Here is an 18,721-nt window from a genome sequence, read left to right on the forward strand (position 1 = left end):
TGAAATGGTGCGGCGGCGCACGATGCGGATCGCCTCAGCCGGCGTAGCTGGTAAAACCACCGGCAAACGCTCGGCGCCCGGCCCTGATTTCAGTGCGCAGTTCACCAATAAGGTTGGAAATGGATCGAACACTGGTGAGCTCTGCTGTCGAGACCCCGGTCAGCAGCAGATCCACCCGCCCCGACTCCGGCTCGAACACCTTGATCATCAATGCGCCGTTAGGGCTCAGGGTGCAGGCGCAGGCAAGCGGGAGAAAGCCGGACTCCAGAATGTGGCAGAGTTCAACAGTCGAGAGCATCACTTGCTCCTTGCGGGGGTGTTTATCGAATTTGTTACCCAGCGTAGGCGAACGTAAGGGCTACCGCTTCGGTCGTTGAGAAAAAAATGCCAACTGCCGCTCATTTTCGATAGAAAGTGGGTATGACGAACTTCCAACACCCAGTTCAAACCTTGCCGCGCCAGAAGCTCGCAGCCGAAAGCGCACCGCGACACAGCCAGCACACTCGCAAAACTGACCTCCACGGCAAAAAAACAGTTGTTCTTTTATTGCCCTTCGATACTGCGTGATCAAAGGGCAAGCCGCTTCGCCTAGCGGCCTATTTTCATATAAGACCTATATTGAACTGATGAAACACGCCGGTATCAATAATGCATAACAATCCATATGACATTTTTGTGACAACTTGAAGATAGCTGCCGTCTACCCTCGCACACTTGAGGTGCAGTAGTTGTCCATAGCGAGCCGGTGAGGTGCATATATGAAAAATAGAGCGACAGTCATTTGCACACAGGACGGGCAAATTCTCTTCGTGCGTAAACAACGTTCGAAATGGACGCTACCGGGCGGCAAGGTCGAACCCGGAGAATCCGTGGCCAATGCCGCTATCCGAGAGTTGCGAGAAGAAACAGGGTTGGACGCCAGCGAATTGCTTTACATCCTGCAGGTGGACGCCGGCAATGTACGCCACCATGTCTTTGAAGCGGCGGTCATCAATGTCGAAGATGCACGCCCCCTCAATGAAATTGCCGACATTGAATGGCATGCCTATGGCGCGGCGAACGGACTTGATGCCACCGGCCCGACCAAGACCATTGTCAGTTCATTCTTGCGGCGCTTGTAAGCGCGGGCCCGAGGCCTCAGGCCTGAAACCCGCTGCGCCGAGCCCCTGGTCATAAGTTGCAACTGTGCTGAAGTTCGAAGGGCAGAAAGACCGTATCGACCACGGCTGAAAATGGCGCATCAATTGCCAGCAACGGCCATAGGACGCCGTTATTGTCCTTGGCCAGATTCCAGTCGATCCGGACACCCAGATACGGACAACGAAATTCCGTCGTGCGAGCCAAAACAGCAGTACAACCGCTGATCAAAACCGAACCGATCACCAACATCACTTTCAGATACACGCAACGTCCTTATTACTGTCTGGGGCAAATCGCGCGCATTCTCACACAACCAAGACAGTTGCACCTTACAGAGTGACGTTTCTGGCGCAACGTCGACACTTCATGCCATCCACACCAGCGCGGCCAGCCCGACCATCAGGGTATTGAGGCAGACCAACCCGAATCCGAACCGCACCAGCTCGCCCTCCTCCTGGGTGCTGGTCTTGGCCAGCCCGAGGACCAGCATCACAATTGACAGCGAACCCAGTGCCGCATGACCTGCCGCGCTGTTCTGTACCGCGGCCAGCAGCAAGCGTGACGATTCAGGCAACAGTGCGATGGCCGGCATGAAGATCGCGTTGCCGCCCACATTCGAACCGGTCATGTACCCGGAGAGCGCCCCGAACCCCGCGATCAGCGGCATCACCGCCGAGGGCGCCAGCCCTGCCAACGTCTGCACCAACCCCGACAGAAAGCCCGCCTTGACCATCATTTGCGACATGGCGAGAAAAAAGAAAATCGTCAACAGCGGCCGTTTGGTACGAACGGCCAGACCACGCAGCAGCCCATGCTCATTGAGCTCATGACGGCGCAAATCCCTTTTGTAGAGCAGCAGGCCGATCAAGACCAACGTCAGCGCAACACCCGGGGAGGCAAGCGGCTTCCAGGTCACCTGGGCGCCCTGCACCAGCCAGAGGTCCTGCCACTGCGTGACGGCGCTCAGCACCTTCAATGCGACGATACAGGCGATCAGTGCCAGATACGGCCACGCCTGTCTCGGCCAGCGTACGCCTTCGCCCTGCTGACCATTGCGACGTACACGCGACAGTGCCCACAGCAACACGGAACAGGCCACCACCAGGCCCGCGCCGACCCCGGCGACCTCCGGCCCCATCCAGCGGCTCGCGCCGTACAACACACTCACAAAAAGCAGCCAGAAAGCCCCCAGCACACCGAGCGCTCGGGCCTGTCGCACACCCGCCAGATACAGCGCAACAGTGCCGAGCGCCAGGAACACCAGTGAGCTGGTCAGTGCCGAGGTGGACGCCAGCGCCGAGGCATCCAGATGCGCCAGCGAAGCACCGATCACCGTGGCCAACCCCAAGGTGCCCCAGGGCATGATCGCCATGCCGGTCAGGGCGATGCGCAGTGCCACGCGTCGCTCAAACAGGCTGAGCAGCAACGGCACCGTGGCAATCAGGGACACCCCGAAGCCGGTCATCGACTCCAGCAACGGCGCCAGGCCCAGAACGATGAATACCACTTGCTGCGTGCGATCCAGCCCGAGGGATTGCACCCACTGACTCAGCACAAGATTGACGCCCAAGCGCTCGATGAGAATGACGAACGCCATGCCCGGCACAATGACAAACGCTGTGCTGAGAAACAGCACCGCAGTATCCCGACCCGCCGCGAGCAAGGTTAAGGTTTGCCATACATCAGCAGCCCCTGCCAACCACAAAACGGCCACCAGCGCGGTCCCTGCCATGGCCGCCTGCACCGGCGGACGGCGTAGCACCATGAGCATGAACATCACGAGCAATACGGGGGAAAGATGCACCAATATCGACATGCCAGAATTATCCTGTGGGGTTTCTCGACGGCTCCTGAAAAGCAGGAACGGGCGAGATAATATTTCTTTCACGAGGATAATTTTTCGCTGAATCGTGGTAGTTTTCGGGAAATTATCTCACTTAGCCATCATGCCAAAACCATCCGCTACCACGCCTTACGCCCTAGATGGATTCGATCGCGCCATTCTGGAAATCGTCCAGTTCGACAACACGACGCCCCTGCGCCTGCTGGCCGATCGGGTAAACCTCTCCTCGGCCTCGGTGCAACGCCGCCTCAAGCGCATGGAGGAATGCGGGGTGATCACCGGTAACGTGGCAATCGTCGACCCTACGCAGGTGGGAAAAGCCATCACTATCGTGGTGGAGGTCATGACCGAGCGCACGAGCATCGACGCGCTGGAGTCCATGAAAAAGCATTTCGCCGTGCCTGAAGTCCAGCAGTGTTACTACGTCACCGGTGAAGCCGACTTCGTTCTGATCGTCAACGTTGGCTCCATGCAGGAGTACCAGGCCCTGGCGCGACGCCTGTTCGCCGAGAACGCAAACGTCAGGTGGTTCAAGACCATGGTGGCGCTGGATCGCTTGAAGGTAGGGCTCGAAGTGTCCTGCACGGATAAGTAGCATCCGCCTCCGGGGTTGTTGCTCAATCCCAGGCAGCACTCAGAGCCGATAGTCTCTGAACAGCTCTTCTTTGATGATCAGCAACGCGTCTTCGTAGTAACGTTCGCCGCGAGCTTCACTGAGGGGGACCGAGCGGACGCTTTTGCTTCCATCGCGCGGCGTATGCTCGCAGGTGATAAAAAACTCCGCAGTCTGCGGGTTGAACTCCAGGTAGTAGAACAACTCCCTACCCTCACGGTCCCAATAGCCAATTTCGCGCCGCATCATTTACCACTCCGTGACGGTGAAGGAAGCCCATTCTACGGACGTGATAGCCATGCTTGAATCCTTTGAAGATCAGCATCTTGTGAAATGGGCGCCTTGCCGGGGAATTCTGCGACGCTGGCCGGGTCCATCCACAAACCCCCGAGGCCATTATTTCGGCCACCGGCTTTACCTGAACCACTCGCGCCAGCATCATCGCCTGCTCACACTCATGGAGGACCTGCAACATGCTCAGGGAATTTTTCGATGGGCTCTTCAACCGCCCTCCTACCCAAGACGGGTTCGCCCAGAAGATGATCAAGGCCGCTCGCGACAGCGGCTACAGCGCCACGCTTGAGTACCTGCCAGACGAATTCCGCCTGCGTCACGGCGATAACGGTTTCTTCAATCTGCACAACGCTTACCGCGACTACCTGAAAGCCGATAAACAACACAAGCCACAGGTTCTCTCTGGCTATCTGGCCACCCTGCTCGGCGCCGAGAACAGTCCGATACTGACCTTCGAGCAAGTTCGCCCCTTGCTACGGCCGGTGATCCGCAACCGCGCCATGCTGGAAGAGGTGCGCCTGCATCACGCCCGCAGCGAAGGCTGGGACTCACCCTACATCGTCGCGCATCGGCCATTGGGCAAGGATTGCGTGACCTTGTTGGCGGTCGACTACCCAGAGACCACATCCACCCTGACCAAGGGCCCGCAGGATGATTGGGGCATCAGCTTCGACGAAGCCTTGGCCATCGCCCTGGACAACCTGCGTGAAGCTACGCCCGATGCATTCGAAGAGATCATCCCCGGGCTTTACCTGGGTGCCTGGAAAGACGGCTACGACACCAGCCGGGCGCTGCTGCCCGATGTTCTGCAGCGCGCGCCGATCAAGGGCCAGCCGGTGTTTATGATGCCCACCCGTGATGTGCTGATGGTCACCGGGGACAAGGACCCCGAGGGCCTGCGCCATATGATCGAGCTAAGTTGTCAGGCCGTGGAAAACGGCCGCGTCCTTTCCGGCCAGATCTACACCTACGATGAGCGTCAGATCATTCCTTTCGTCCTGCAGGATCCGGAACTTACAGAGCGGCTGGACGCCCTTGCACGGCTGATGTCCCAAGGTATCTACAGCATGCAAAAGGAGATGCTGGACAAGGTCCATGAGGATCAGAAAGAAGATGTATTCGTCGCCACGTACATGCTCTACGAAAACGCTGAAGACAATGGCAAGACCTTCTCCATAGCGGCCTGGACAGAAGGGGTCGAGACTTCCCTGCCCAAGACTGACCGGATTGTTCTGGTGCAACCCCATCATGAAGGCTCGGCAGTGACCGAGGTGTTCGCCTGGCAAGACGTCGAGTCGGTACTGGGGGAACTGCTTGCACCCGACAAAGACCTCTACCCGCCCCGCTATCGCACCCTGGGTTTCCCCAATGCCGAGCAACGGAGTCGCCTGACGCCCATCGGCTGAGCAGCGGTTTGGAATGACGCTTGTGGCGAGGACGCCTGCTCGCGCTGGCCGGCAGGCATCACGGAGCGCGCAGGCCCGCCCCTTCACACAACAGTAAACCTGCCACAGGCAGCAGCTCGAACTTCATCCCCCCTGAACGGATTAAGGGAACACTTGAACAGCCTTGCCCACCTCAGAATCAAATTGACCATCGGCGCAATCGTTGGCCTGCTGCCGGTCACACTGGTGTTTATCCAGGGGGCGTACGCGGCCCTGGTGCAGATCGTGGGACGGCTAGGCATTGGCTCTGACACCTTTGTGCACGCGCTTATCATCATTGGCATTGCGACGTTCAGCCTTGCAATGGGCTGGAAGATCTATGCCATCGCAATGAGTTCCCACCCCAGGTTCCACAACAAATGCCTGCTGGTGTCGGGGGTCTTGACGGGAACTGCATTGGGCCTGCTGATGGTGGCGCTGGAGATGGGCTCCGACAGTCTGTATTGGATCATTTACCTGACGCCCAGCATTACCGCGACGGCGATGCTGGTCGTAACCCAGAAACGCATCGCTTTGGCGTCCAGAACCTAGGATTGAACCAGGGGCCACGAGAAGTATCGAGTTGGGAAATGGCAGCCCGGGCCCCACTCGGGCAACACTTTTCCCCGCTATCGCTCACTGACTCAAGAACTTCACGAAAATCAGCTCGGGATCACCGGCGTCAAGATTCTCGATTCTGCCGCTGTCTTGATAACCGAGCTGCCTGAGCAACTGGCGCATCGGCTCGTTCGAGGTGTTGGCCGAAGTGAAGATTTTTACCCCAGCGGAGCAGCGCTCCAGATGCGTCACCAATTGTTGGCCTATGCCACTGCGTCGCCATGCGCTTGAAACCACCACCAGCGAAATAAACCACTCTGCAAAAAAGCTTCGGTCGAGACAGCCATAACCGACCGGCACCCCAGGCTGGTTCGCAGCACAGGCCACCCAGCATTCTCCCGCAACTACGGCGCGCTCGATGTCATCCCGGCGGCCGGCATCGATCCGGGTCACGGGATCGATCTCCACCAGAAATTCTATGTCGCTCAAGACCGCCTGCCTGATGTGCCAACTCATTCACTTGCCCTCCATGCCGTGTATTTCAGCCCCACTGTTCACCCTCACTCCCGGCCGATCAGCGTCAGCAGTTCGGCAAAGCTGCCTGCCACCCGGCACAGGCTTGCATCCGGATCGACACCGTCGAAGGAAACGATTGGCAGCGGAGCTTCACCCCGGGTATCGAACGCGAACAACTGGCCGCCGCCATCGCTGCCAAATACAAACAACCCGGGAGCGATGTCCGCGAACATCTCGATTTGCTCAAGATCCGAGGCTGTTTCAGCCGGGTCCAGGCACAGGGTGAAAAAGGGATCAGGTAGCTCGCCTTCACCACCGTTGCTACCGGCCAGCAACTGGTAATACTCCAGAGGTAGAACCGATGGGGCCACGGATCGGAGGCGCTCCAGAGCGTCGACAGGTGCGCCCTCATGTCCAACCCAGCCAGAATTGATCTGCACCGATAAAGCTCCCTGATTCGGCTTCGCGCCGGTCTGAACACCAATGTCCACCTCAGCCAAGCCTGCCTCGGCCTGCGACCTCAGGTTTAACTGAGCAGGCCCGAAGCTTGGGGGCACGCGAAAACCAATGCAACGAGATTTGCACGACGCTCCGCTGCGCCGTCCAGTGGTAGCCGGCGCATTGAATCGATGAACTATGATTCTTGTTCCACCCGAGGAAAACCATGATGTGTGGACGCTTGAGCCAGTACCGCGGCATTCACGACTTCGTCGCGGCCCTGGGCATGCCCGGGGCCATGGTCAACAGGGTCGGCGAGCAGGCCCTTGGCTGCTACAACGCGGCGCCGACGATGCAATTGGCCCTGCTCCATGTTGCCGGCGACACCTTGCATGCCGATACCGTGCGCTGGGGTTGGCGTCCGCACTGGGCCAAGGATCGGACCGTACCGATCAATGCCCGAATCGAAAAGGTCGCCCACGGCCCTTTTTACCGGCAAATCTGGCCGCACCGGGCGATATGTCCCATCGACAGCTGGTTTGAGTGGGTCGACGAAGGTAGCCCGAAAAAACAGCCCTACCTGATCAGGCATCGCGACGGGTCGCCTATCTTCTGCACATCGATCGGACAACTGCCCGGTCTCGATGAAGGCCACGGCCAGAGCGACGGCTTTGTGATCATCACTGCCAACGCTCAGGGCGGCATGGTCGACATTCACGACCGACGCCCGGTGGTGCTTTCCCCCGAAAGGGCCCGGGAATGGCTGGACCCGGCAACACCAGGAGAACGCGCCGAACAGATGGCGCTGCAGCAAGGGGAAACCGCAGAGGCCTTCGAGTGGTTCAAGGTCGGCACCGCCGTGGGCAATGTTCGAAACCACGGGGCGCAATTGCTGGAGCCACTGGCAGACACGGTCAGTGGCGAAGTGAGCCAAGCCAACAACGATTTGATGTCCATCGGCCCTCTGCATGAATAACCTGTAGACGCGTCGCTCACCGCCCGAACAAAATGACGCACTCCCTAAAGGGCCGCCGCGGAATTGTTATTGAATGGCAAAGAAACAACAGATGCACACCGAGGCCGCGACTGCTGCCGATATTGAACGATCCATTCAGGCCCTTAACAAAATGGCCGAACGCCTCTGGGGAGATGGCCGAGAGGTCGAAGCGAAAGCGCTCCTGGACGCGCTGGATGGATTAAACAGGGCGTTGGACCGTATCAGAATCGGCGAAAGCCGAAGAGTCAAAACCCTTCATTAAGCCCCCATGCTGACCGCAAATGATGTGCAAATCAGGCCGACAACTTCGCTCCTCTGGTGCTGCTCTCTGCGCAAGCAAACACCGGTTCCACACCATCATCAGCCTGTGCCTGGCACTGAGCATGACGACTTAGTCACCCAGGAATTTCAAGAGTTGAGTCAATACCGACTCTTCTTGAGCATCCAATGCGGCTTTGATCTCGCTACACCGACCCTTCAGCGACACGCTATCGCCAGCCAGTATTTTTCCATTTGGGCTGCATATATCCAGCGCAACACAGAAAATGCCGGCACCGACTTCCTCACCATCAAAAACAAGCTCAACTTCCTTGGGGAAAAACGTGACATAGACACATATTTTTTGACCCGAGTAGAAGTAGTGACCCTTGTTTCTCGTCAGTGAAATATTTTGACTTTTCGAAGCCTTCCTATATAGGCCGTCTAAAAACCCTTCAAGAACATTAACAATGTCTAGCCCTTCACTCACTATCCAGCTCCTTGCGACTCAGGTATTTCAGTACGCCTCCAACAGCGCTAAGCCGAAGCCAAGAGCACTTCCATAAACGCCGGGCCTGGCAAATCCCTCACCTGCCCTTCATCAGTAACGACACAGCCAGCGGCGCCCGCGAAGAGTTCCTGATCTTCAGAAGCGATGTTCAGCCTGCAAACTACTCGATAGCGAAACAACCAGCCCTGCGCGACGCGACCGCACAGCTCCACCACCTGTTCATACCCGTCAATACCCAAAGGCCCGGCACCATGAACTGCTGCAAGCCGGGTGGCCGCGTTAAGCGCCTGGATATCGTTATTTGCAGGATCTTCGTGCATCCGGGTTGGCCTGGATTGGTAATAGGGCTTGGCGTACGTGCGGCCCGCGGATGGTCGTTTTGCTAGCAAAGCCTGCGGTCGACCCAGGGCAGCACGCGCATGGGCTGCTGTTTTACCCGAACCCTGCACGCCAGGACAATCGCATGCAGCGTCAAACCTCCTGAACCTCGGCAGTTCTGGCATGCAGCCGGACCACCCGCAGCACCGTAATAACACCCAGGATCGGCGCCAATGCAAACACGCCAAACAACCAGCCAGCGGCGCTTGCCGTGCCGGCGATGCCGCCGGGGTCCGTGAGGCCAGCGACGTTGGCCACCATCCCCGCCAATGCTGCACCGAGCGCAGTGGCGAACAACTGCACGGTGGTGATGGACGCTGCCGCCAGAGCCTGCTCGCCTGCCGAGGCGACCTGAAACACGCGGGTCAGCAGATGGGGCCAAGCCAACCCCACGCCCAATCCGATGGCCACAAGCGCAAGGCAGATCGGCGTGATCGCGAGCCCGCCGCCAGTACTTTCGATGGGCATCAAAACGGCAAGCGCTGCCATGCCGGCCAGGCCGAGGATCGGACCGGCGAGGATGGCGTACCGGATGCTTTTACCCGTCGCCCCTGCGCTGGCAATTGACCCCAGCGTCCATCCGGCTGCCATAAGCGCTGCAAGATAACCGGCGGCAAGCGGGGACTGATGGTGAAGGACCTGCAGGAACAGCGGCACGAATATCTCGCCACTGGTAACCGCGACCGCAAGCAGCGACATCGTTGCATACAGCGCACCCAGCGCTGTTGTAATGCGCAATGCACCTTCCGGCAGCAGCCTATGGCGGGCGCGGCCTTCAGTGGCCACCAGCAGAGCCGTCAGGACAGCGGCGGCGACCAGGCCTGCGATGTTCCAGGACAGGGTCGAGGAAACACTGCCGAATGAAACGGCGAGAACCGCCGACGTCAGGAGAACGAGTTGGGCGAGTGGAAGCGGCGAGCGTTCGCCTTTATCAGCCCTGCGCTTGGGCAATACGGCGACAGCCAGCAGGGCAAACAGCACCGCGGCTGGGATCAGCGACCAGAATGCCGCTCGCCATACACCCAGTTCAGCGAAGATCCCGCCGACGGCAGGCCCGACCAGGGTGGCCACGCCCCACATGCCCGAGACTAACGCCATCGCGCGCGGCCATAAGGCTTCATCGAACACCAGCCGGATCATGGCGTAGGAAAGCGCGAACAAAAAACCTCCGCCCAGCCCCTGAATCAGACGTCCCGCCAGCATGACGGGCATTGACGGGGCACTTGCACAGATGAAGGTGCCGATCGCAAACACCAGCGAGGCAATAACGTAGGCGCTGCGCGGCCCGGCGCTGGTGAGCAACCTCGCCGACAGGGCCGATCCGAGGATGGAGGCTGCGACGAACAGGGTGGTGTTCCAGGCGTAATAGTCGATACCGCCGATGTCCGAGACGACGGAGGGCAGAATCGTGGTGGCGATATACACATTGATCGCATGCAGCACGACACCCCCTGCGAGCGCGAGCGAACGCACACCATTCCAGCCAGACAGCAAGGCGGCCCACCCGGTTCTTGAGTGACGGTCCTGCGTCGAGGCGCTCGCCTCTGACGCAGTTTGCGAATAGTGACCAGAAGGAATATGACGCTTGTCCATGTGCACTCCACTTCGAGAATTCACCCGCGGCAGCGAATGAAGGCTTGCAAAGGCAAGCCGACGCTCTTTATAAAACCTCATGTATAGATGAGGTCAAGAGAGAGCAGACAGTCATGATCGATGTGCACGTGCCACTTTCGGTTGGAGAGTTGGCCCGCAGAAGCGGGGTCACTATCGCAACCGTGCATTTCTATGAAGCAAAAGGCCTGATTCAAGGGCAACGTAGCGCGGGCAACCAACGTCGTTATGCCCGGGACACTCTGCGCCGCATTGCCATCATCAAGATCGCGAAGCGTGCGGGTGTGCCGCTCGCGGCGATCAAGGACGCGCTGGATGGGCTTCCTTGCGGACGACCGCTGACGGCAAAAGATTGGACGCAGCTCTCAACGATCTGGAGGGACATGTTGACTGAGCGCATTCGCAGCCTCACGCAACTGCGCGATCAGCTCGACGGTTGCATAGGCTGTGGCTGTCTCTCCATGGACGACTGCCCTCTTCGCAATCCAGGCGATCGTCTGAGCCAGCTCGGGGAAGGTGCCGTTTTGCTCGAGAAAGACACCACGCCACCCGCGTGAACGAATCTACGAGCGTCATAACCGGCCAAAATAATACGGTCTTATTTGTCGTACGGGTCGTTGCGCCGACTCCCAAGCCGCATTTTTTCTAGGCCTTGTCTTGCTGCTGGTATTGAGCAACCAGCTTGTCCAGAAACTCAAAGAGCTTCAGGTTCATCTCGGCATAGGAATGGCTGCGCAGCGTCGCCGGCTGCTGTACGAAACGACGACCTGCCGACGCCGCAAGTTCTTCGCTGGAAGCGTTGATCAGTTGCTCCACCACGTCCGCCGTGAACTCCATATGGCACTGGAAGCCATAGACCAGATCGCTGTACTCGACAATCTGACGCGGGCAGCCCTCACTGTAAGCGAGGACCTTCGCATCCGGCGTCAGGCCCGGCATATCGTTGTGCCAATGCCCCACTTCAAGCACATCGCCAAAATGCGCAACCTTGGCATTCCCCTTCCCCGCCTCCGTCAACACGATCGGGAACGTGCCGATTTCTTTTTCCGGACTGTGGCCATGCGCAGCACCCAGCGCCTCACCGATCAGTTGCGAGCCGAGGCAAACACCCACCACGGCCTTGTTGGCCTTGACGGCTTTCACGATCAAATCGCACTCGGCCGCTGCGTCAAAATGAGCGCACTCCTCCTTCGTCGTCGCAGGAGACTGTGGCCCGCCCAGCACCACCAGCAGATCAATGTTCTCCACGCTCGCGGGCAAGGCATCCAATCCATGGACGCGCGAATAACTCGCTTCGTATCCACGCTCCCGAACCCAGGTCTCATAGGCACCGGGCGACTCGAATGCTTCGTGAACCACGAAATGGACGTTCATTAAAATTCCTCGATGGGCAATTGCGCGGTGGGACGGATCGAATGACACGCAAAATACTATATGACACATTGTGTCACTAGCAAGTCTGACGTTTCCAAGATGCCGCCCTAAAGCCCCTGGCTCGAGTCACGTTCTAGATCGAAGGCCTGCGCCGCGCGCTCAGACTTTGCAGCAGCTGCGCTGCTCAAACGAGTCCATTTACTTCCCTGTCTTTTTCAGGGAAACCGGAATGCCCCAAACCAAGTCTTCCATGCCCACACTTCCAAGCATCTGGGTTTTCATCGGCTGAATGCGAGCAAGCACCTGGCGGCTTTTCTCGTTGAGCGTTGGCTGCGCGTTATCGACGAACTTCTTCGTCAGCTCGACTGGAGCAGGCCTCACATAAACCTGAACGTCGCGCAGTGCGCATTTTATGTTTTGTGTGTCGACGGCTTTGCAGGTTTTCTTGTCATAGCTCACCGCCGGCGTTTTCAAGTGGAAGCGGTCGCTGAGCAGTATCTGGCCTGGTTGGATGTTAAAGGCCAATGGTGCATAAGCGTCTGGTATCTGCGCTTGCAGTTTTATGGACTGGACATCCCTCATCTTCGTGCCGTCGGTCCAGCCAGCGTCCGATACCTTCTCGCGCGTGTTGTACTTTTGCTCTGTCCAGCCAACGCATTGGCCGGAGGCCACGTGCACCGTACTGCAAACATTCTGCGAGTTGGTCTTGTCCTGGTAGGTCTCACTACGCCAGTACTTCTCCTTGAGAAATTGGCGATACAGCACTGCGGACAGATTCACCGTTCCACGGCCACTGGCCTTTGGCTGCCCTTTTGCGGCTCCCACTTGGGCAAGGGAGCTGTCTATCTTGTAATCGATCCCGCCAGACATCAGATAGGTTCCGGGCGGGACAATGTGGACTTCGAGGAAGTCCCACAGAAAGACTGTTTCCTTGATTTTCTCCAGGTCGTTATTGGCAAACGCCTGCATATAGCCTTTATCTGGCTGGTCCTTGTTCTTGAAAATGACGCGATGAGAGTAGCTTGAGAGGTCCGTCACACTCTTGTTCGGCATGAGTGCCGGCACCAGCACCACGGACATGCCGTCCCGAGTAGCGCCATCGATGATGTCCAGGAGTTGATTGGTCGGGTCCTGCATGGCATTGCCATTGATGCCGGAGTTGCCAAGAGGTACGCAGGCCGTCAATAAGGTCGCTGCACCCAGCACAGCGAAGGAGAACGGGTGCTTTGACAGAGTCTTCATTGGATATCCTTATCGGTAACGGGGCGATGGCTAAATCGCGCTATTTTGCGGTCGAGCCTATGCAGCGACAAATAGATCGAATGTGCTAATGGCAGCTAGCCATATCTGCCGCAGTACTCCAGGCCCGACACCGTGTCGAAGAGATCGTTAAGCCAAGGAAACAAGGAGAAACTTGCGCAGCGCCTGCCGATGGTTGCGGACCATCTGGCAAAAAACGGGGCGATAAAAATCGCTGCCGTAAGGGCTGTGGGACGATGCGTCAGTGAGCAACGGCAACGGCGCCAAATACATCGTGGTGCCAGAGGGAAACCACCCTATGTCTCCCGCGCGATGTAATTTCGTTGCCGCTGGATCGATGGTCTCGATCCCAAGGGGTTTAAACATGCGGCGCAGGGTCCAGGATCAGGGTCTCTACCTGGAACAGAGGCACGTGAGTGAGGACGGCGAAAGGTCGTTGAACAGGCACCCGCTGAAGTGTGTGGTCCGCTCTTCCATGAGCCTCAACATCGTGAAAATTCTTCAATCGAAATAAACCATAACCCACCAGGCAACAAACCCACTTAACGCGACCGTATGGACAATGAGTAAATCGCGTACACCTATTGGTCTGTCGGAAACTAACCAGTAGGCGATGACCAACGGATAGGAAACCAGACAGGTAACGCCTAAAACAGCCATCGCCAGCACAAATCTGAGGTCAGTTAAAAAGCCGGGTGGACTGGCCAAGCAGCCAATGAAAGCGACTGCGCCCAATGAAGCAACGATTATCAAAAACGCTATGATCACTCGCTGCGCATCAGTCTGATACTCCATAACTCTCAACTTTCAATCCTTTAAAGGGGGGGCTTGACCGCTGGCCATGATATCGCAGCCAGCGTTCAATAAGTGCCGAACGTAATACCAGATCTGTTGCAGGGGCCAGGGGCAATACAAAGGCGTATGCAAGAGGATGCCGCGCCGGCACTAAGTAAAAACCCTCAAATTAACCCATGAATGACAACTTGCTCAAAGCGCCGCATAGACGAGGGATGATAGCCGGCTAGGTCGAGGATCGATCATCGTATGGCTGCCCGAGGTCGTGGTGACAAAACCAAAACTCACTTGCCTTTCGGGATCGGCGAAACTTATCGGACCGCCAAGCCCGATATGACCAAAGGTGCCTGGGCCCATTGCGTGGGAAGCCGCTGGATCGAGTTGCTGCTCCAGCATGCAGCCTAATCCATAACGCATTGGGCGCATCCATATCCGATCCATGCCATGACTGTGCTCTCGAGTGAATTCACTGAGCAGTTCACGGCTGATGAAGTTTCCCGCCATTAATGCACTGTAGAAACCGGCCAAGCCGTGAGCCGTGCCATGTCCGCACACAGCCGGCTGCCGATAAGCCCACCAGCGAGGGTCACTGGTCCGTTTAGGCACCATTCCGGGATTGGTGAAGGCGTATGTCGCGATATGCGATGGCTCGTTTTTCAGCACTGTTCGCAGCGCTTGCGAGTAAGGATCACCGACTCGGCCCGTGGCATTGTCGAAACGAGCGATACGATGAAAGTGTTTCTCGTCCACGCCAAGGTGAACGTCGAGGTCATGGGGGTCCAGAATCTCTTCGTGGATAAAGACACAAGGGTCTCGTCCGTCCACACGACGAATCAACTCACCGAGAATCCAGCCAAAGGTAGTGGTGCCGTACCCCAGGTCTGTGCCCGCTTCCCACCAAAGCGGCTCGGCCTCCAGGACCCGTACCATGTGCTCCCAGTCATACATCATGGCGTTATGGTCGGGCGCTCGCAGCGCCGGCAGGCCCGCGGTGTGGCTCATCACCTGACGCAGGGTGACCTTTGCTTTCCCGCTCTGGGCGAATTCAGGCCAGTAACGCGCCACAGGCGCATCCAGCTCCAGCTTGCCCTGCTCAACCAACATCAGAACGGCCACCGCAACATAGGGCTTTATAACGCAAAAAGTATTGGCCAACGTATCGCGCGTCCAGGGCTTAGTGCCCTCTTGATCCGCCATACCGGCCCACAGGTCGACGACCACCTCTGCGCCTACCTGCACGCAGAGCCCGGCCCCACGCTCCTGCGGATCATCAAATATGTCCTCGAAGGCCTGCTTGACCGCTTCGAACTGCTTCGCACACATCCCTTGCGCTTTCATGCTAAGACTCCTCGTATTTGAAGTATTGCCTTGATACTTGCCAAACTTGACCATCATCAAATCTGCCAGGCGATAAGAAATATCCCGCCGCCTGGCAGACCAGTACTTAAGTAACAACACGCTGGTGGACTGTAAAATTTATAGCTTATCGGTGGCGCCCGCCATCAAGCAGATAATGTTTATGGGAGAACTCACCCCCGCGACCGAGTTTGAGAGTGCGCCATGGAAAAACGATTGGCTCGCTTGTAGGTGCCGAAGTCATTGAATCTGACACCGGCCTGCGCCATGACTTTATGAGCATAAGGTGCCGTCATCTGGCGAAGATAGAACGGGTCTCTCACAACGAAGTGGTGAATACTGTGAGTACTACCGAAGTTGAAACAGAACATTTGAAATGGCCATAACCACCAAGGGTTCATCACCTGAGTTTGCTGTAATGCATTACGCGGAGCAACATCACCATAATAGTGCATATTTGAACTTATAAAAAACAGGCAGAACTGCCGTATCAAATTTGGAGCGATCAGAATAACGACCACGCTATTGACGACATCCATAATCGCCAATGTTGCAGCAGAACTGTGAACCTCCTGTCCCATGACTGACCCAAGCCAGACATACAGGTGGTAGCCGAGGAACACATACCAGCATCCCCAATACAAAAGGCCGAAAGGCGTATTGAGCCGAATAATCTTGCCTAACAATTTTACCTTTTGCCGCCATCCTGGCGCGAAAACCGCATTTAGAAAACCAAATACAAATCCATCCATCAGTTTCAATAACCGTAGTATTCCCCATGGGCTACCACTGGTCGTGATCCATGCTTCAACATCCGAGTCAGTTCCGGACTCCTTATGATGATGAAAATGCAGACTGCGTCTCAGCCAGGGACTGGGCATCCCCGGCCGAGCCAGCCAGCACATAAACATCATGACGTTATGGGCCAGCGGTTGCTTTCTGAAATAAAGGCGATGAATCAAATCATGTTCGATTTCATGAATGAATGAAGTCAGCAGCGCATTGATCAAAATACAGCTCCATCCTGGGATAAAACCCTTTATGTAGAGCCCTCCCGTGACGATCATCCCTACTAGGGAAAACGCCATGACACTCGCACCCAGAGCATTCTGATACTGCAAGATCGGATAACGCTTGCGTAGCTCATTTCCATGTTCGGTAATTCTCCGAGTTACATGATCAATCTTTTCCTGATCGGTATTTAGGCGATCAATTTCGATGGCTTTTTCCAAGACCTTCATCAATTCATCCTCTGCTTGCGTCGGGGAAGTACCAGCTTCGTCAAGCCGGCCAAGTCAATTGTTGCAGCTATAAACAGTACGCATTGAAATTCACCGCGTGAATTCACGCGCATCATTCAAGAAATACGAAATCGACTGTTCGCCAAAAAAAAGTTGCCAGAATCATTCCAAGCTTTAAAATGATAAAACAAGTTAAATTCTTTGCAACTGTGTATTTTGGGTAAGCTCAGCGTTACAGGTATTTGTGTAAGGATTTAATAATTTAGTTACAGTTTGCATAAGTATAAAACGACTGCGTACAAGTATTGCCAAGGAGGCACCATGAGACTGCATCGCATCAAATATTTCCGGCTCTCTCTACAAGAACCCGAGGGCACCGTAGAGAAAACAACCAGCCATGATGTATTTGACGCCATGTTTTGCGATGAACCCGCAGACAGTGCCGTAAATCGCGCAGGCCTCGAAAGGCTAATCCGCTACATACAGTGCGGAGATACTGTGGTAGTGGACAGCATGGCAACGCTCACCTCCAGTACCGAGCAGTTGTGCACCATCATTCGCCGGCTGATTGAAAAGCAGGTAACACTAGAGTTTTTGAACGAGAACCTGATTTTCCGGCATGACTGCCTTGAAGTTGTGGAGCCCATCATCGCGGTAATGGAGCTGCTCGCAGAGTTCGAGCGCGCTGCTAGAAGGGAGAAACAGGCAGTCGGAATTGCTACCGCAAAAAACCGCGGCTCTTATAGAGGTCGCAAGAAGAAACTGTCGGACAATCAGGTTGTAAGTTTAATTGACCGCGCCTGCGCTGGAGAAAGCAAATCTAAATTGGCGCGTGACTTTGATATCAGCCGTCAGACGCTTTATCGATACTTGAGATCTACATAGAGGCCTCTGCAGGCACTTACTGATTCGATACCTATTTCGTGATTTATTTGAATTTAGGCTTTTCGCCGGCCGGTGCATCGTAGACACCTTGGGCGACAGTCGCCGGTCATGGCTGAACGATTTCACCGCCTGAGGTATCAACTCGGTACGACTATCAATCGGTTTCTACGGATGGGGACTCGTCCCCTACCACCGAATGCCGAAGCCGCTTCAAGCGAGCAAAATCCGCCTTTTTGCGCATCGGAAATGGTGTGCAGCAGTCTCTGACAGTGCCGGGGTTTCCCAATTTTTACCTTAAGTGGTTTCGTCCTTATGACCGCTATTATCTAGTACCAAAAAAGGCACCGCCGCGTTGGCGGAAGGGGAAAGGTAGGTACTGAAATCCAATTAGTGGCTGGATGTATGTACTTTCCTCATTTGTCCAGATTCAGTACATGGTGCATCCGTAAGCCAATTATTTCCCGCAACCAAGCAGTGTGAAACTCCATTTCCTCCAGAGAAGTACCCTCAGCCAATCGATATTCAACCTCTTCGTCCCTTGGCCCCCGACACACGACGCTAAAATAGCAATGACGGTCATAACTGGCTAACACGTAAGGGCTGATACAAATAATGTCGCTAAATGGCACCTGCACCTCGGTGGGCTTACGACCGCGACGGGTGACCGTGAGGGTAAGCAGTTGCTGGTTTTCGTCGAACGTGAAGGCCAGCACTCTAGCGGCAGAGGAAATCCAGGCGAAGACCAGCCCCATGAGCACAACACAACCAATCAGCATCAGAATGAGCGTCGACATTTTGAGGCTAGACCCATCGCTGTTCGGTTCACTTTGCATCGCGTCGAACCCGAGAAGTAGCAGTATCGTCAGCACTAAGCCTGGCAACAACCAAAGCACCACAAAGCTGAAACCCAAAACGGCCGCACCCGTGCTGCCAACGGTCATTAAGTCCGGGCCGCGATGCCAAATTGGGGGGTGGGCGGCGGGGCTGTCAGTGCTTGACGCGACTAGAGGCGCTGCGGCGCGGTGAGGGGGACTTTGACGAGGCATCTAGCGGGCTCCAGGATGGCTGCGTAGACGGTACCACTACTACCAGACCGTCTGCCCCAGGATCATCAGGCTTTTTTCACTGCATTTCATCCGTTTCGCACTCACCTGCGGCACATCTTCCGCGCCCCACTGGACCATGTACCTGAGCTTTTTGGAGGCTAACACCTTCCAGAATTGTCATGA

24 protein-coding genes are annotated in these 18,721 nt (G+C 56.3%); 8 read left to right on the forward strand and 16 right to left on the reverse strand.

Translation table 11 applies throughout. The features are described from left to right. Positions 1–34 precede the first annotated feature (34 nt). The gene (locus JFU57_RS25110) at positions 35–298 is read right to left on the reverse strand and encodes a DUF1652 domain-containing protein (protein WP_078473078.1); all 264 of its coding nucleotides are present in this window, start codon (positions 296–298) and stop codon (positions 35–37) included. Between the two features lie 460 nt (positions 299–758). Between JFU57_RS25110 and JFU57_RS25115 the strand changes: the two genes are divergently transcribed. After that, complete coding sequence (locus JFU57_RS25115) at positions 759–1,121, forward strand: NUDIX hydrolase (RefSeq protein WP_078473079.1); 363 nt, start codon at positions 759–761, stop codon at positions 1,119–1,121. A 49-nt stretch (positions 1,122–1,170) separates the two neighbouring features. On the opposite strand, the gene JFU57_RS25120 is transcribed toward JFU57_RS25115, so the two are convergent. Continuing rightward, positions 1,171–1,404 carry a YceK/YidQ family lipoprotein gene (locus JFU57_RS25120; protein ID WP_201131146.1) on the reverse strand — a complete coding sequence of 78 codons (234 nt, stop codon included), beginning with the start codon at positions 1,402–1,404 and terminating at the stop codon, positions 1,171–1,173. Positions 1,405–1,504: 100 nt separating this feature from the next. Next, positions 1,505–2,956, reverse strand: a complete 1,452-nt coding sequence (locus JFU57_RS25125; protein ID WP_201131147.1) for an L-lactate permease — start codon at positions 2,954–2,956, stop codon at positions 1,505–1,507. A 130-nt stretch (positions 2,957–3,086) separates the two neighbouring features. On the opposite strand from JFU57_RS25125, the gene JFU57_RS25130 reads away from it, so the two are divergent. After that, on the forward strand, positions 3,087–3,578 hold the full coding sequence (locus tag JFU57_RS25130; RefSeq protein WP_201131148.1) for an Lrp/AsnC family transcriptional regulator: 492 nt from the start codon (positions 3,087–3,089) through the stop codon (positions 3,576–3,578). A gap of 39 nt (positions 3,579–3,617) precedes the next feature. On the opposite strand, the gene JFU57_RS25135 is transcribed toward JFU57_RS25130, so the two are convergent. Then, on the reverse strand, positions 3,618–3,845 hold the full coding sequence (locus tag JFU57_RS25135) for a hypothetical protein (RefSeq protein WP_238596220.1): 228 nt from the start codon (positions 3,843–3,845) through the stop codon (positions 3,618–3,620). Between the two features lie 224 nt (positions 3,846–4,069). Here JFU57_RS25135 and JFU57_RS25140 point away from each other — a divergent pair, with 224 nt between their 5' ends. Next, positions 4,070–5,296, forward strand: coding sequence for a hypothetical protein (locus JFU57_RS25140; protein WP_201131149.1), 1,227 nt, complete (start codon positions 4,070–4,072; stop codon positions 5,294–5,296). A gap of 153 nt (positions 5,297–5,449) precedes the next feature. Beyond that, complete coding sequence (locus JFU57_RS25145; protein WP_201131150.1) at positions 5,450–5,866, forward strand: hypothetical protein; 417 nt, start codon at positions 5,450–5,452, stop codon at positions 5,864–5,866. Between the two features lie 84 nt (positions 5,867–5,950). Here the strand turns inward: JFU57_RS25145 and JFU57_RS25150 are convergent, their stop codons facing one another. Both JFU57_RS25150 and JFU57_RS25155 read right to left on the reverse strand, forming a co-directional pair. Beyond that, a complete protein-coding gene (locus JFU57_RS25150) occupies positions 5,951–6,388 on the reverse strand; it encodes a GNAT family N-acetyltransferase (RefSeq protein ID WP_201131151.1) in 438 nt (145 codons plus the stop codon). 44 nt (positions 6,389–6,432) lie between these two features. Next, a complete protein-coding gene (locus JFU57_RS25155; protein ID WP_342032592.1) occupies positions 6,433–6,879 on the reverse strand; it encodes an SMI1/KNR4 family protein in 447 nt (148 codons plus the stop codon). Between the two features lie 176 nt (positions 6,880–7,055). Here JFU57_RS25155 and JFU57_RS25160 point away from each other — a divergent pair, with 176 nt between their 5' ends. Together JFU57_RS25160 and JFU57_RS25165 are read left to right on the forward strand one after the other, a co-directional pair. Beyond that, on the forward strand, positions 7,056–7,802 hold the full coding sequence (locus JFU57_RS25160; RefSeq protein ID WP_201131153.1) for an SOS response-associated peptidase family protein: 747 nt from the start codon (positions 7,056–7,058) through the stop codon (positions 7,800–7,802). A 73-nt stretch (positions 7,803–7,875) separates the two neighbouring features. Continuing rightward, on the forward strand, positions 7,876–8,085 hold the full coding sequence (locus JFU57_RS25165; protein ID WP_078473087.1) for a hypothetical protein: 210 nt from the start codon (positions 7,876–7,878) through the stop codon (positions 8,083–8,085). 129 nt (positions 8,086–8,214) lie between these two features. Here JFU57_RS25165 and JFU57_RS25170 read toward each other — a convergent pair whose 3' ends face one another. From JFU57_RS25170 to JFU57_RS25180, 3 genes are all read right to left on the reverse strand, one after another. Continuing rightward, positions 8,215–8,571, reverse strand: a complete 357-nt coding sequence (locus tag JFU57_RS25170; RefSeq protein WP_201131154.1) for a hypothetical protein — start codon at positions 8,569–8,571, stop codon at positions 8,215–8,217. 47 nt (positions 8,572–8,618) lie between these two features. Then, on the reverse strand, positions 8,619–8,912 hold the full coding sequence (locus JFU57_RS25175; protein WP_078473089.1) for a hypothetical protein: 294 nt from the start codon (positions 8,910–8,912) through the stop codon (positions 8,619–8,621). 151 nt (positions 8,913–9,063) lie between these two features. After that, a complete protein-coding gene (locus JFU57_RS25180; protein ID WP_242487517.1) occupies positions 9,064–10,563 on the reverse strand; it encodes an MFS transporter in 1,500 nt (499 codons plus the stop codon). Between the two features lie 113 nt (positions 10,564–10,676). Here JFU57_RS25180 and soxR point away from each other — a divergent pair, with 113 nt between their 5' ends. Beyond that, on the forward strand, positions 10,677–11,138 hold the full coding sequence (soxR, locus tag JFU57_RS25185; RefSeq protein ID WP_078473113.1) for a redox-sensitive transcriptional activator SoxR: 462 nt from the start codon (positions 10,677–10,679) through the stop codon (positions 11,136–11,138). 88 nt (positions 11,139–11,226) lie between these two features. Here soxR and JFU57_RS25190 read toward each other — a convergent pair whose 3' ends face one another. The 6 genes from JFU57_RS25190 to JFU57_RS25215 form a co-directional block, all read right to left on the reverse strand. Continuing rightward, positions 11,227–11,955 carry a type 1 glutamine amidotransferase gene (locus JFU57_RS25190; protein ID WP_201131155.1) on the reverse strand — a complete coding sequence of 243 codons (729 nt, stop codon included), beginning with the start codon at positions 11,953–11,955 and terminating at the stop codon, positions 11,227–11,229. A 198-nt stretch (positions 11,956–12,153) separates the two neighbouring features. Further along, entirely contained in the window at positions 12,154–13,197 is a 1,044-nt protein-coding gene (locus JFU57_RS25195; RefSeq protein ID WP_201131156.1) for a hypothetical protein, read from the reverse strand. 147 nt (positions 13,198–13,344) lie between these two features. Next, positions 13,345–13,581, reverse strand: a complete 237-nt coding sequence (locus JFU57_RS25200; protein ID WP_078473093.1) for a hypothetical protein — start codon at positions 13,579–13,581, stop codon at positions 13,345–13,347. 135 nt (positions 13,582–13,716) lie between these two features. Then, positions 13,717–14,010 (reverse strand): hypothetical protein, encoded by a 294-nt coding sequence (locus JFU57_RS25205; protein WP_153050279.1) that lies wholly within the window; start codon positions 14,008–14,010, stop codon positions 13,717–13,719. A gap of 192 nt (positions 14,011–14,202) precedes the next feature. Further along, complete coding sequence (locus JFU57_RS25210; RefSeq protein ID WP_201131157.1) at positions 14,203–15,348, reverse strand: serine hydrolase domain-containing protein; 1,146 nt, start codon at positions 15,346–15,348, stop codon at positions 14,203–14,205. A 191-nt stretch (positions 15,349–15,539) separates the two neighbouring features. Beyond that, positions 15,540–16,607 carry a fatty acid desaturase gene (locus tag JFU57_RS25215; protein WP_078473095.1) on the reverse strand — a complete coding sequence of 356 codons (1,068 nt, stop codon included), beginning with the start codon at positions 16,605–16,607 and terminating at the stop codon, positions 15,540–15,542. 321 nt (positions 16,608–16,928) lie between these two features. On the opposite strand from JFU57_RS25215, the gene JFU57_RS25220 reads away from it, so the two are divergent. Then, positions 16,929–17,492 carry a recombinase family protein gene (locus JFU57_RS25220; protein ID WP_201131158.1) on the forward strand — a complete coding sequence of 188 codons (564 nt, stop codon included), beginning with the start codon at positions 16,929–16,931 and terminating at the stop codon, positions 17,490–17,492. Between the two features lie 413 nt (positions 17,493–17,905). Here JFU57_RS25220 and JFU57_RS25225 read toward each other — a convergent pair whose 3' ends face one another. Beyond that, the gene (locus tag JFU57_RS25225) at positions 17,906–18,433 is read right to left on the reverse strand and encodes a hypothetical protein (RefSeq protein ID WP_201131159.1); all 528 of its coding nucleotides are present in this window, start codon (positions 18,431–18,433) and stop codon (positions 17,906–17,908) included. Between the last annotated feature and the right edge of the window lie 288 nt (positions 18,434–18,721).

It is taken from the genome of Pseudomonas sp. TH07 (genome assembly GCF_016651285.1).
Taxonomy (GTDB): domain Bacteria; phylum Pseudomonadota; class Gammaproteobacteria; order Pseudomonadales; family Pseudomonadaceae; genus Aquipseudomonas.